The organism is Pseudomonas sp. GW821-FHT04D07, assembly GCF_059420225.1.
On sequence record NZ_JBWKTH010000012.1, the window covers coordinates 158,900 to 172,104 of the forward strand.

At 62.9% G+C, this 13,205-nt stretch carries 10 protein-coding genes; 9 read left to right on the top strand and 1 reads right to left on the bottom strand.

Annotation, left to right across the window (positions count from 1 at the left end):
* Positions 1-64: 64 nt before the first annotated feature.
* The 7 genes from AC07T0_RS16635 (at position 65) to AC07T0_RS16665 (ending at position 10,395) form a co-directional block, all read left to right on the top strand.
* Entirely contained in the window at positions 65-2,590 is a 2,526-nt protein-coding gene (locus tag AC07T0_RS16635) for an acyl-CoA dehydrogenase (protein WP_495002225.1), read from the top strand.
* A 31-nt stretch (positions 2,591-2,621) separates the two neighbouring features.
* Positions 2,622-3,974: a 3-oxoacyl-ACP reductase gene (locus AC07T0_RS16640; protein WP_495002226.1), complete on the top strand. Its 1,353-nt coding sequence runs from the start codon at positions 2,622-2,624 to the stop codon at positions 3,972-3,974.
* 3 nt (positions 3,975-3,977) lie between these two features.
* Positions 3,978-4,871 (top strand): MaoC family dehydratase, encoded by an 894-nt coding sequence (locus AC07T0_RS16645; protein ID WP_495002238.1) that lies wholly within the window; start codon positions 3,978-3,980, stop codon positions 4,869-4,871.
* Positions 4,868-6,166, top strand: a complete 1,299-nt coding sequence (locus tag AC07T0_RS16650; protein ID WP_495002227.1) for an acetyl-CoA C-acetyltransferase — start codon at positions 4,868-4,870, stop codon at positions 6,164-6,166. The genes AC07T0_RS16645 and AC07T0_RS16650 overlap by 4 nt, the downstream gene beginning before the upstream one ends.
* 21 nt (positions 6,167-6,187) lie before the next feature.
* Complete coding sequence (locus AC07T0_RS16655) at positions 6,188-7,909, top strand: AMP-binding protein (RefSeq protein ID WP_495002228.1); 1,722 nt, start codon at positions 6,188-6,190, stop codon at positions 7,907-7,909.
* Between the two features lie 264 nt (positions 7,910-8,173).
* Positions 8,174-8,578: a TraR/DksA family transcriptional regulator gene (locus tag AC07T0_RS16660; protein WP_100943636.1), complete on the top strand. Its 405-nt coding sequence runs from the start codon at positions 8,174-8,176 to the stop codon at positions 8,576-8,578.
* A 407-nt stretch (positions 8,579-8,985) separates the two neighbouring features.
* Positions 8,986-10,395 carry a methyl-accepting chemotaxis protein gene (locus AC07T0_RS16665; protein WP_495002239.1) on the top strand — a complete coding sequence of 470 codons (1,410 nt, stop codon included), beginning with the start codon at positions 8,986-8,988 and terminating at the stop codon, positions 10,393-10,395.
* Between the two features lie 82 nt (positions 10,396-10,477).
* Here AC07T0_RS16665 and AC07T0_RS16670 read toward each other — a convergent pair whose 3' ends face one another.
* The gene (locus tag AC07T0_RS16670) at positions 10,478-10,879 is read right to left on the bottom strand and encodes a hypothetical protein (RefSeq protein WP_495002229.1); all 402 of its coding nucleotides are present in this window, start codon (positions 10,877-10,879) and stop codon (positions 10,478-10,480) included.
* Between the two features lie 515 nt (positions 10,880-11,394).
* On the opposite strand from AC07T0_RS16670, the gene AC07T0_RS16675 reads away from it, so the two are divergent.
* Positions 11,395-11,865, top strand: coding sequence for a hypothetical protein (locus tag AC07T0_RS16675; RefSeq protein ID WP_495002230.1), 471 nt, complete (start codon positions 11,395-11,397; stop codon positions 11,863-11,865).
* Positions 11,866-11,981: 116 nt separating this feature from the next.
* Positions 11,982-12,998 (top strand): ABC transporter substrate-binding protein, encoded by a 1,017-nt coding sequence (locus AC07T0_RS16680; RefSeq protein WP_495002231.1) that lies wholly within the window; start codon positions 11,982-11,984, stop codon positions 12,996-12,998.
* The last annotated feature ends 207 nt before the right edge of the window (positions 12,999-13,205 follow it).

Consider the following 13,205-nt stretch of genomic DNA (forward strand, 5'->3'; position numbering starts at 1 on the left):
TGCCCCTAGCGCCATTCGCCCTCGTCGCCGGTGGTTTTTCCTGAATGTTCAAAGAGGTGTGCTCATGACTTTCTGGCTGTTGTTGGCAGTGGCGGGGGCCTTGGCCCTCGGGTATCGGCAGGCGTCCGCCCGCCTGTGGTTGGCGGGCGTGCTGGTCTGGCTGGGAAGCGGTTATCTGTTCGGTGTGGTCGGGCCACTAGGCATTGCCATCGGCGGGCTGTTGACCCTGGTCCCGGCCGTGGTGCTGGCGGTCAGACCCTTGCGTCGGGCCCTGTTTTCACGCAAGGCCTTGGTCCTGTTTCGCCGGATCATGCCGGCCATGTCCGACACCGAGCGCGCCGCGATCGAGGCCGGGACCGTCTGGTGGGACGCCGAGCTGTTCAGCGGCCAACCGCGCTGGGAGCGCCTGCTGACAGCCGCGCCGGCAAGCTTGAGCGAAGAAGAACAGGCCTTTCTCGACAACGAGGTGGAAACCCTCTGCGACATGGCCAACGACTGGGAAACCACCCAGGTCTGGCAGGACCTTTCACCCCAGGCCTGGCAGTACACCAAGGAGGCTGGCTTTCTCGGCATGATCATTCCCCGTCAATACGGCGGAAAGGGCTTCTCCCACTATGCCCATTCCCAAGTGGTGATGAAACTCTCGACCCGCTGTTCGGCGGCGGCGATCTCAGTGATGGTGCCCAACTCCCTGGGGCCGGCCGAACTGCTCCTGCATTACGGTACCGAGGCCCAGCGCCAGTACTATCTGCCTCGTCTGGCCCGGGGCGAAGACATTCCCTGTTTTGCCCTCACCAGTCCCTACGCCGGTTCCGACGCTGGGGCGATTCCCGATCTCGGGGTGGTCTGCAAGGGCACTTTCGAAGGTGAGGAAGTGCTGGGCTTCAGCGTCACCTGGGACAAGCGCTATATCACCCTGGGCCCGATCGCCACGGTGCTGGGCCTGGCGTTCCGCGCCGAAGACCCCGACGGCCTGTTGGGCAGCCCGGGCAGCCTGGGGATCACCTGCGCGTTGATCCCCACCTCCCATCCGGGGGTGCGACACGGTCGTCGACACTGGCCGCTCAACGCGGTGTTCCAGAACGGTCCGACCCAGGGCAAGCAGGTCTTTATTCCCCTGGGGTGGGTGATCGGCGGTCGCGAGCAGGTCGGTAATGGCTGGCTCATGCTGATGGAATGCCTGGCCGCCGGCCGGGTGATTTCCCTGCCTTCGGCCAATGTCGGCCTAGGCAAGGTCGCCGTGCGCGGCATCACGGCCTATGCCGCGATGCGCAAGCAGTTCGGCTTGCCCATCGGCAAGTTCGAAGGGGTACAGGCGCCGCTGGCGCGCATGGCCGGGCATCTGTATGCCTGCGATGCGGTGCGCAAGGTCTCGGTGGCCGCCCTGGATGCCGGCGAGAAACCCTCGGTGATCTCCGCCATCGCCAAGTACCACGTGACCGAGCGGGCCCGGGCCATTGTCAACGACGGCATGGACATCGCCGCCGGCAAGGGTATCTGCATGGGGCCGAACAACTTCCTGGCCCGGGCCTACCAGCAAAGCCCGATTGCCATCACGGTGGAGGGCGCGAATATCATGACCCGCTGCCTGATCATCTATGGCCAGGGGCTGATCCGCTGTCATCCCTACGTATTGCGTGAAATGGAGGCGGCCCGTCGCCAGGGGCCCGAGGGGCTGGAAGCTTTCGACCAGGCGATGTTCGGCCATATCGGTTTTGTCCTGGCCAACACGGTCCGGGCCGCGGTGCACGGGCTGACGGCCGGCCGGCTACTCAAGGCGCCGGCGCAAAGCGATCCGGCACTGGCTCCTTATTATCGGCAGATCGAGCGCCTGTCGGTGGTGCTGGCGCTGGCCTCGGATATTTCCATGGGCGTGCTGGGCGGGGCCCTCAAGCGCAAGGAAAGTATCACCGGGCGGCTTGGCGATATCCTCTCGCAGCTCTACATCCTGTCTTGTGTCCTCAAGCGCTTCGATGACGACGGCCGGTCACGTGCGGACCTGCCGCTGGTGCACTGGGCGGCCCAGGACGCCCTGTGGCGCGCCCATGAAGCCTTGAGCGAAACCCTCGATAATTATCCTTCGAAAGCGGCCAGCCGGATCATTCGCGGCCTGGCGTTTCCGTTCGGCATAGCCCGGGGCAAACCTTCCGATCGGCTGCTGGCCGAAGTCGCCGAACTGGTGCAAACCCCGGGCGAGAGTCGCGACCGGTTGCTGGCCGACTCCTATATCCCGCAGCCGGATATCGACAAGCTGGCCTACGGCGAGCTGGCGTTCCGCTTGCTGCCCCAGGTGGAACTGATTGACGCGCGCCTGAAACCGGCCGTTCGCCAGGGGCTGGTGGCGCCGTTGCCGATTTCCCGCGAGGCCTTCGGCCCTTGGCGGGCCTTGGCTCTGGACTTGCAACTGATCAGTGGTGAAGAGGACGAGCTGCTTGGGCGCTATGTTGAATATGCCGACCATGCGATCCAGGTGGATGATTTTCCCCAGGACTTTGGTCTGTTGGAGGCGTTGCAGCGGCGCCAGGCGTATCTCGACCAGGCCGACAAAAACCTGGGCAAGCGTCGGGTAGCCGCGGGCAACCCGGTTTAATGATTTTTCTCGGGTTTATCGGAATCTAATCATGGCTGATGGTTACCTTTCGTTCGTCAATACCCCCTGGGGCCGCTGGCTCGCCCGTACCCTGGGCTTACCGCAACCCTTGCCGTTGCGACGTTATCGTCAAGGCCAGTCAGGCAACTTGCTCAACCCGGTGGTGCTGGCTGCCGGGCCGCAGGGCCGCCTGCTGGGCGAGCTGCAACGGATCTTCGCCGCTACCGAGACCGTGGCTGCGGTCCCGGCGAGCATTGATGCGCCGTCCACGGTCAAGGTCCAGGGGCTGGTCTTCGATGCCAGCGGCCTGGCTGAAGTGCAGCAACTGGACGAGTTGTACCGGTTCTTCCACGCCAATGTCCGGCGCCTGAATGCCCATGGCCGGGTGCTGGTCCTCGGCACGCCGCCGGAACTGTGCGCGACACTGGCCCAGACCGTGGCGCAACGGGCCCTGGAGGGTTTTGTGCGTTCCCTGGGCAAGGAGCTGCGGCGGGCGATCACTGCGCAACTGTTGTACGTCGAGCCTGGTGCCGAGACGGAAATGGACAGCAGCCTGCGTTTCTTCCTGTCCCGGCGCTCGGCGTTTGTCTGCGGTCAGGTGGTGCGGATCACCGAGTCGGTGGATGTGCCCGGGGATATTCTCTGGGACAAGCCGCTTACCGGGAAACGTGCCCTAGTGACCGGGGCCTGTCGCGGCATCGGCCTGGCCATCGCCCAGGCACTGACCGGTGAGGGCGCCCAGGTTATTTGCCTGGATATTCCAGCGGTGGAAGCCGAGTTGCAAGGCGTGGCGGCATCCCTCGGGGGAACCGCGCTGGCCCTGGATATTACCGCGCCCCAGGCGGTCGAGCGGCTGCTGACATGCGCTGGCGAGCAGGGTGCTTTCGATATCGTCGTGCACAACGCCGGCATCACCCAGGACAAGACCCTGGCGAAAATGACCGAAGCCGCCTGGCGCAAGGTCATGGCGGTGAATCTGGAGGCACCGTTGCGGTTGAGCACGGCCCTGCTGGAGGGGCAGGCGATCAATCCTGGCGGGCGGATTATCGGCGTGTCGTCGATTTCCGGCATCGCCGGCAACCTGGGGCAAAGCAACTACGCCGCGTCCAAGGCCGGGGTGATCGGATTGGTCCAGGGGCTGGCGGCATTGGCCGCGCGCCAGCAGGTGACGGTCAATGCGGTGGCACCGGGGTTTATCGAAACCCAGATGACCGCGAAGATTCCCTGGCTGATCCGTGAGGCAGGACGGCGGATGAATTCATTGGCCCAGGGCGGGCAACCCGAGGACGTCGCGCAAACCATTGCCTGGCTGGCGCATCCGGCTTCCGGCGGGATCAATGGACAGGTGGTCCGCGTCTGCGGGCAAAGCCTGCTGGGGGCCTGAATGATGAAAGCCGACTCCTCGATTCGTCTCATCGACCCGCCGCCTTCCGGCGCCCGCCTGCTCTGGCTCGGCCTGCGCAGCTTGCGTAAACCCAAGCTCGACGGGCCGCCGCGCTTGCCCGATGAACGACTGGTCCGGCCGGCGGTGGAGTTGCTGGACGCGGACATTAGCCGTTACGCCCGGGCCTGTAGCTTTCGCCCTGAACATGGGGTGCCGTTGCCGTTTCCCCATAACCTGGCCCTGCCTCTGCACTTGCTGTTGCTGACCAGCCCGACCTTTCCCTGGCCGGCCAGCGGCATGGTCCACCTGGCCAATCGCATTCGCCAGTATCAGCGCCTGGAGATCGGGCAGGCCTTGCGCCTGGAGGTGCATTGCGAGCGCTGGGTGGCACACCCCAAGGGCCAGGCGGTGCAGATCGTCACCCGGGCCAAAGGCGGTGGCGGCCTGGTCTGGGAAAGTGAAAGCCTGTATCTGCGCCGTGGCGTGGTCACGCCCCAGGGCGAGCCCTGGCAGGGCGCATTGGACCTGGACGAAACGGCCCTGGTGTGGACCCAGCGCTGGTCGTTGCCGGCGGACCTGGGGCGGCGTTTTGCCCGGGTGTCCGGCGATCACAATCCGATCCATACCTCCTGGCTGGGGGCGCGCCTGTTCGGTTTTCCGCGGGCCATTGCCCATGGCATGTGGACCCTGGGTCGGGCGCTGGCGGCGCAACAACCGCCGTATCCGCTGGCGGCCGCCGAGCTGACTTGCGAGTTCAAACTGCCGATCTTCCTGCCCGGCGGTGCCACGCTGTGGAATGTGCCGCCGACCGGCACGCGCCATGAGTTCGAAGTGCGCAACAGGGCGGGGGACAAACCGCATATGCGCGGGCTTTTTATCCGGGGAGATCGGTCATGAGTCACTACAGTTTCAATCCGGCGCCGGTGCGTCGGGTCGCCATCCTCGGTGGCAATCGGGTTCCGTTTGCCCGTTCCAACACCGTCTACGCCCAGGACAGTAACCAGGATCTGCTGGTAGCCGCCTTGCAGGGCTTGATCGATCGTTACGGCCTGGAGGGCAAGCGCCTGGGGGAGTTCGCCGCCGGGGCGGTGATCAAGCACTCGCGGGATTTCAACCTGGCCCGCGAGTCCCTGCTGTCCACCACCCTGTCGCCGCAGACCCCGGCCTACGATGTGCAGCAAGCCTGCGGCACCGGTCTTGAGGCAGCGTTGCTGGTGGCCAACAAGATTGCCCTGGGGCAGATCGAGGTGGGAATCGCCGGCGGTGCCGATACCACCTCGGATGCGCCCATCGCGATCAACGAAGCCCTGCGTCAGATCCTGCTGCGGGCCAACCGGGCCAAGGGCCTGGGCGACAAGCTGCGCAGCCTGCTCGGGGTCCGTCCGGGGATGTTCTTCAACCCGCTGTTGCCGCGCAACGGCGAACCGCGTACCGGCTTGTCCATGGGCGAGCATTGCGAGCAAATGGCCAAGCGCTGGCAGATCCGCCGACTGGCCCAGGACGAACTGGCCCTGGCCAGTCACCAACACCTTGATGTCGCCTACAAGCGCGGTTTCCTCGATGACCTGATCAGCCCTTATCGCGGGCTGAAACGCGATAACAACCTGCGCGCCGATAGCAGCCTGGAGAAGCTCGCCGGTCTGGGGCCGGCTTACGACAAACGCAACGGCACCCTGACCGCCGGCAACTCGACGCCGTTGACCGATGGGGCCTCGGTGGTCCTGCTGGCGAGCGAGGAATGGGCCCGGGCGAACAACCAGCGGGTGCTGGCTTATCTGCGTACCGGCGAAACCGCGGCGGTGAATTTCGTCGATGGTACCGAGGGCTTGCTGATGGCACCGGCCTATGCCGTGCCGCGAATGCTCGCCCGCGAAAGCCTGACGCTGCAGGACTTCGACTTCTACGAGATCCACGAAGCCTTTGCCGCCCAGGTGCTTTGCACCCTGAAGGCCTGGGAGGACCCCGACTATTGTCGTGAACGCCTCGGCCTGGACGCCGCGTTGGGCTCGATCGACCGTGACAAGCTCAACGTCAATGGCGGCTCCCTGGCCTGCGGGCATCCATTTGCCGCCACCGGCGGGCGCCTGCTGGCGACCTTGGCCAAGGCCATCGACGAGCGTGGTCAGGGACGCGGACTGATCTCCGTGTGTGCCGCCGGCGGGCTGGGCGTGACCGCCATCGTCGAAAAATAAAACAACAACAAGGAGACTGCCATGAGTGTCGCAAGCCTGCACAGCATTGATCAGCGCATCTGGTTGAACGCCTACCAGCCGGGGGTTCCCGCCGATATCGAAACCGAAATCGACCGTTATCCATCGTTGCGCGAGGTGTTTCTCGAACATATGGAGAAATATCGCGAGCGCGTTGCGTACGTCAGCATCGGGACCGAGATGGGCTACCTCGAATGGGAGCGGCGCGCCTTTGCCTTTGCCGCCTGGCTGCAGTCCCGGGGGGTGAAGAAGGGCGATCGTGTAGCCCTGATGATGCCCAACTGCCTGCAATACCCGATCTGTCTGTTCGGGACCCTGCTGGTGGGGGCCGTGGTGGTCAACGTCAATCCGCTGTACACCGCCCATGAGCTCAGGCACTTGCTCAAGGACAGCGGTGCCGAGACCGTGGTGATCTTCGAGAACTTCGCCCACACCCTGGAGCAGGCGCTGCCCGGCAGTGCGCTGAAAAACATCGTGGTGGCGGCAATCGGCGATCTGGTGGGGACGTTCAAGGGCGCGGCCTTGAACTTTGTGCTGCGACATGTCCAGAAACAGGTGCCGCGCTTCCATCTGCCGGGGGCGATCCGTTTTCCACGGCTGATGAAGCAGGCCGCGAGGTTGCAGGCCAGGAAGGTCAAGCTGGCCCACGATGACATTGCCTTCCTGCAATACACCGGCGGCACCACGGGCGATGCCAAGGGGGCGATGCTCACCCATCGTAATATCCTCGCCAATCTGATGCAGGCCAAGGCCTGGGTTGGCAACCAGCTGGATGAGCGCCAGCAGGAAACCAATGTCACCCTGCTGCCGCTGTATCACGTGCTGTCGCTGACGGTGAACTGCCTGATGTTCATGTGCCTGGGCGGGCGCAATATCCTGATCGCCAACCCCCGTGATGTGAAGCGGGTGCAGATGATCCTGCGCAAGGAGAAGTTCAGCGGCATCGTCGGGGTCAATACCCTGTTCAACGGGCTGCTGGAAAGCGCGGACTTCCGTGCTCGCGACTTTTCCGATCTGAAGCTGGCGATTGCCGGCGGCATGGCCACCCATACCGCCGTGGCCCGGCGTTGGAAGGAGGTGACCGGGGTGCCGATCATCGAAGGCTACGGGCTGACTGAGTGTTCGCCGGTGGTCAGTATCAGCCCGATCGATATCGCGCGGATGCGCGAGGGCGACTTCAGCGGGACCATTGGCGTGCCATTGCCGTCGACCTGGGTGCGGTTCATGCGCGAAGACGGCGAGTTGGCCGAGCTTGGCGAAGAGGGCGAGTTGCAGGTCCGTGGCCCGCAGGTAATGAAAGGCTACTGGCAGCGCCCGGAGGAGACCGCCCAAGTGCTGGACCGGGCTGGGTGGCTGTCGACCGGCGACATCGGGGTGATGAATGGACAGGGTTTCATTCGCCTGGTGGATCGTAAGAAGGACATGATCCTGGTCTCAGGTTTCAACGTGTACCCCAACGAGATCGAGGATGTGGTCGCCCTGCACCCCGGTGTCGCGGAAGTGGCGGCCATCGGTGTGGCCGATCAGGTGACCGGGGAGCGGGTGAAGATCTTCGTGGTGCGCAAGGATCCGGCCTTGAGCGAGGCCCAACTGTTGGCGCATTGCCGGGAGTATCTGACGGGGTACAAGGTGCCGCGGATTGTCGAGTTTCGCACCGAGGAGCTGCCCAAGACCACCGTGGGCAAAGTGCTACGCCGCGCGCTGCGTGACCATTTGTCTCCTTAACAGGCGCTTTGCGGCGAATTTCTTGTTATAAACACACTCCGATACGTCTCCACGGGACGGGCGCCAGAGCGCCTGTGTGGGCGTATCGGAGGTTTTTGCTGTCATTTCAGTTGCTGACTCGATAACTCGGCCTTAGACTGCCGCCCCTCGTAAATTGAGTGCCGGGTGGCGCTTGGAATGGACGGCGCCTTTCTGTGCATCCCCTCAGGTGTGCAGAACGCTCCCTAATTCGCCTTAATGCACGTATTTTCTATAGAGAAATCAATGACAAAGGAAAAGTTGCTGGCCATGCCGGCGGACGACTACATGAACGCCGAGCAACTGGCTTTCTTTACCGAGCTGTTGCAAGCGATGAAAGTCGAAACCCACGAGCGTATCGAGCAGAACCGTATTGCCATCGAGAGTCTCGATACCCCGGCTGATCCGGCTGACGCCGCTTCCGTTGAAGAAGAACGTACCTGGCTGGTGAACGCCATCGACCGCGACCAGCGTATGCTGCCGCAGCTGGAACAGGCGCTGCTGCGCATCAACGACGACTCCTTCGGCTGGTGCGACGACAGTGGCGAGGCGATCGGCCTCAAGCGCCTGCTGATCAGCCCGACCACCAAGTACTGCATCGAAGCCCAGGAACGTCACGAGCAGATCGACAAGCACCAGCGCCAAGCTTGATCTGCCCTCGGTAGCCGGCTTGCCGGCGATCCGGAACGATGCGCTGTTTCTGTCAATCCGCGCATCGTTCATCGCCAGCAAGCCCGGCTCCATACTTGACCCACAGCAACTATTGTTGATTCAAGCGCCCTACAACTAACGGACCATAGCTAATGGCCCTATAGTGGCGTTTAATGGAAAAAAACAATTAGACGCTCACGGTGGGTAAGTACATGTCTGGAGAAGGAATTCTGCCTGGGGTCGGGTCGCATGTGGCCGCGCAATCGAAACCGGCGCGGCGCTGGCTGACACCTTTGATACAGAGTGTGGGGCTGGCGTTATTGTTGTCCGCCATGGCCTTTGCCGGTTGGCCCTTGGGCGTTTGTCTGCCCCTGGCGCTGTTGCTGGTCTGGCTGCCGCGCCTGCGGATGCGCAAGGCCCCGGTGTTATCGGTCCAGAGCAGCGACGATGCCCTGGCGCAATTGACCCGTGACCTTTCCCGTACCACCAGTCATAACGCTCTGTCCGCCGCCGGCGTGGCCTTTTCGGTCAAGCAACTGGCCGGCAAGGTGCAGTCGCAACTCAGCGCCGCTGCGCAGATTGTCGCCAGCGCCGAACAGGTCATTGACACCGAGCAGGCCACCTCGCAATTGAGCCAGCAGGCCCTGGGTTCAGCCAGCGAGGCCCGCAGCAGCAGCGCCGAAGGGCATACGGTGCTATCGGAGTCCATCGGTCGCATGCACCGACTCAGCCAGCAGGCCAACGCCAGCCGCGAGTTGATCGAGGCCTTGAGCCTGCGCAGCGAGGAAATCCAGCGGGTGACCCTGGTGATCCAGGCGATCGCCAGTCAGACCAACCTGCTGGCCCTCAACGCCGCCATCGAAGCGGCGCGCGCCGGCGAGCATGGTCGCGGCTTTGCCGTGGTGGCCGACGAAGTCCGTGGGTTGGCCGGGCGCACCGCCACGGCGACCGATGAGGTTGGGGTCATGGTGGCCGATATCCAGCAACGCACCACCCAGGTCGTCGGACAGATTCGCCAACTGGCCGAGGACCTGGACGGTGGCGTGGAGCAGGTCGAGAATACCGGTCGGCATCTGGAAAATATCGCCGGTCTGGCCGCCAGTGTCGAAGCCCAGGTCGGCGAGATCGCCCGCGGCGCCCAGAGCAACCGCGAGCAACTGGAGAGTTTGTTCACGGCGGTGGAGCAGATGCGCGGTGATCTGGCTGTCAGCGACCAGCAGACCCGCCATCTGACCCAGGCGGCGATCCAGATGGAAGGGCAGGCCGAGACCATCAGCCAACGCCTCGCCGAGGTCGGCCTGGATGACTACCACCAGCGGGTCTACGACCTGGCCCGGGAAGGGGCCGGACAGATTGCCGCGCGTTTCGAGGCGGATATCGAGCAGAGCCGCATCAGTCTCGATGACCTGTTCGACCGCACTTACCAGCCGATTGCCAATACTTCACCGGCCAAATACCAGACGCGTTTCGACCGTTACACCGATCAGGTCCTGCCGGCAATCCAGGAGCCTTTGCTGGCCCGCCATGAAGGCCTGGTGTTCGCCATTGCCTGTACGCCCCAGGGCTATGTGCCGACCCATAACCAGGCGTTTTGCCGGCCGCTGAGCGGCGACCCGCAGCAGGATGCGCTGCACAATCGGACCAAGCGCAAGTTCGATGACCGTACGGGGATCCGCTGTGGCAGCCACCAGCAGCCGCTGCTGTTGCAGACCTACACTCGTGATACCGGTGAGTTGATGCATGACCTGTCGGTGCCGATCATGGTCAAAGGCCGCCATTGGGGCGGATTGCGCCTGGGCTACAAGCCGGAAAAATAAGGCTGTGAGCGACACTGAACGGTAGCCGCCGGCTTGCTGGCGATGGCGTCGGTTCAAGCGCCGCAAGATCGTGGGGAGTTACTCAGGCCGAGGTGTCGATCATCCCGGCCATCAGCTTTTCCGCCATGAACAATGCGCTACTGGTGCCATTCAATGCGCTGCCAATAGCGGCAACTTGCGCTTTGGCCGGTTGGACCGCGGCTTCGCGAGCGGCTTCGTCGAGGTGACGGGCGCTTTTGGTCGCCGCCAGCTGCGCATTGGCCTTGCGCAGTTTTTGCTGAAGCTGCTCGATCTGTGCCCTGAGCTTCTTGACCCGATCCTTCGCCGCCTTTGCATTGGCCGCGAGACTGTCGCCCGGCAGATTCGACCCACGCTCTTCGCCCGCCAGCGGGCCGGACGACAGACGGCTGCTGGAGCTGCCAGTCTCTTCGAGTGGCGACAGCAGGAACGCGGACGGGGTCAGGGATGGATTCAAGTTGATCATCGGTGATCCTCATGGAATGACGCTTGCCAGCTTATCGACCGCAGGGCGTCGGTCTGTAGGGGCGAAGAGGGTTTTGACAAGGTATTTGCGACAGACTGGACACAATCGAGTACTTTTTGTCTTGTAAGAGGCTACCCACGGGTAGTTTGATTGGCCCGAATGGCCTGACGTGTTCTAGAATCACTCTCTGTGCCAGGGGACTGATTTCATCCAGGGCATTTTTTGCAATCTGCATGTCGGAAATTACTTTTTTTCAAGAAGGCCTTCCCTCGCAAATTCAGTTGCCGGTTTCCCGTGATCGGTGCAATGCGGTGTTTTCCTTCAAGCGCTGATGACGCTTCGCAGAAGTCATGGGACCTTGTATCCATTAGGCTTTCTGCGCACCGGTGGCCATCGCCAGGCCACCGGGGCAAACACCAGGGCTTTCTATTCAGTAACCGGCGGCAGTGACCGATCGTTTTGTGTTGCCTGACACTTGCCGGGCGGCTTCATTTTTCGAGTTTGAGGACTTTTCGTTGGCAGTCAGTAATCTGGATATGCATGCACTGTTTGTACTGGGTGATCTTCGGGCCAAGCTGGTCAAACAGTTTCAATCACGTTTTGTCTATATCACCGAACAAACCGCCGAAGGCATCTACATTGCCGAGATCGACACCGAAACTTCCCTGGTGGTCGATGACAAGCCGCGCCTGGAACTGAAAGTGGGCGACCATTTTCGCGCCGCGGTATTGCCCAGTCGCGAAGGCGGCAAGTTCGACATCAAGTTTCGCGAGATCAAACTGACGGTCTATGGCCTGGGCGACTATGCCTATGTCAGCGTGCCGGAAGGCCATGGCATTGTATTCAAGGAAGGGCATACCGTCGTGATGGTGTTTGCCGCCCACGAACAGTTGCAGGGTACCTTGAGCAAGACGCTCAAGGACGTGACCAAGAAGGCTGCCCGCTGGCGCAAGGGTGAACTGACCTTCAAGGCCAGCGAACAATGAGTTTGACCTGATCGCTGGCGCGGCAATCCGGGAACCTCGACTACAGTTCAAGTGACTGAAGATTTCTGGGCTTTCGGACTTTTCGCCGAGAGACGACCTGCGATTGAGGTAATTCCATGAAAGGATTTCGCGCGCTGTTCGCCAGCGCCCTGACGGTACTCTGTGTCAGCACCATGCCGCTTGCGGTTCGGGCCGCTCCCCAGCCGATCCACTTTGCCGACCTGAACTGGGAAAGTGGCAGCCTGATTACCGATATCCTGCGATATATCGTCGAAAAAGGTTACGGCCTGCCAACCGATATGCTGCCCGGCACTACCGTGACCCTGGAAACGGCCCTGGCCAAGAATGATATCCAGGTGATCGGCGAGGAGTGGGCCGGACGCAGCCCGGTGTGGGTCAAGGCTGAAGCGGCGGGTGAGGTCGCGGCCATTGGCGATACCGTCAAGGGTGCGACGGAGGGTTGGTGGGTGCCCGAGTACGTGATCAAGGGTGATCCGGAGCGCGGTATCAAGCCCCTGGCGCCGGATCTGCGCGGGGTCGCGGACCTGGCCCGTTACAAGGATGTCTTCCGCGATCCGGAGTCCCCGGATAAGGGCCGCTTTCTCAACAGCCCGATCGGCTGGACATCGGAAATCGTCAACCAGCAGAAGCTCAAGGCCTATGGCCTGACCGACAGTTATGTGAACTTTCGCAGTGGTTCCGGGGCGGCACTGGATGCGGAGATCACCTCGTCGATTCGTCGTGGCAAGCCGATCCTGTTCTACTACTGGTCGCCGACGCCGCTGTTGGGCAAGTTCAAGCTGGTCCAGTTGGAGGAACCGGCCTTTGATGCGCAAGCCTGGAAAACCCTGACGGACGCGAATAATCCCGACCCCAAGCCGAGCCGTTCGCTGGCCTCGAAGTTGAGCATTGGCGTCTCGGCGCCGTTCAGGAAGCAATATCCGCAGGTGGTGGCGTTTTTCAGCAAGGTCGACCTGCCGATCGGTGTGTTGAACCAGGCGCTGGCGAAGATGAGCGAGGAGCGCCTGCCGCCACGTCAGGTGGCAGAGGCTTTCCTCAAGGAACATCCGGAGATCTGGAAGGCCTGGTTGCCCGGGGATGTGGCCAACAAGGTTGCCGCCAGTCTCAAATAGCATTCAATTTGAAAAGTGCAGATAGTCTGTGGGGGTGGAGTTTTTACAGGGGGCTTGGGTGGGATGGAGCTTTAGTGAAGTAGAGCCGTTGTGGGGGGGGGGGGGGGGGGGGGGGGGGGGGGGGGGGGGGGGGGGGGGGGGGGGGGGGGGGGGGGGGGGGGGAGGGGGGGGGGGGGGGGGAGGGGGGGGGGGGGGGGGGGGGGGGGG

Bases quoted from the DNA above. Each gene is read 5' to 3' on its own strand.
- AC07T0_RS16635 (WP_495002225.1), top strand. From the start codon at position 65: ATGACTTTCTGGCTGTTGTTGGCAGTGGCGGGGGCCTTGGCCCTCGGG.
- AC07T0_RS16640 (WP_495002226.1), top strand. From the start codon at position 2,622: ATGGCTGATGGTTACCTTTCGTTCGTCAATACCCCCTGGGGCCGCTGG.
- AC07T0_RS16645 (WP_495002238.1), top strand. From the start codon at position 3,978: ATGAAAGCCGACTCCTCGATTCGTCTCATCGACCCGCCGCCTTCCGGC.
- AC07T0_RS16650 (WP_495002227.1), top strand. From the start codon at position 4,868: ATGAGTCACTACAGTTTCAATCCGGCGCCGGTGCGTCGGGTCGCCATC.
- AC07T0_RS16655 (WP_495002228.1), top strand. From the start codon at position 6,188: ATGAGTGTCGCAAGCCTGCACAGCATTGATCAGCGCATCTGGTTGAAC.
- AC07T0_RS16660 (WP_100943636.1), top strand. From the start codon at position 8,174: ATGACAAAGGAAAAGTTGCTGGCCATGCCGGCGGACGACTACATGAAC.
- AC07T0_RS16665 (WP_495002239.1), top strand. From the start codon at position 8,986: ATGCGCAAGGCCCCGGTGTTATCGGTCCAGAGCAGCGACGATGCCCTG.
- AC07T0_RS16670 (WP_495002229.1), bottom strand. From the start codon at position 10,879: ATGATCAACTTGAATCCATCCCTGACCCCGTCCGCGTTCCTGCTGTCG.
- AC07T0_RS16680 (WP_495002231.1), top strand. From the start codon at position 11,982: ATGAAAGGATTTCGCGCGCTGTTCGCCAGCGCCCTGACGGTACTCTGT.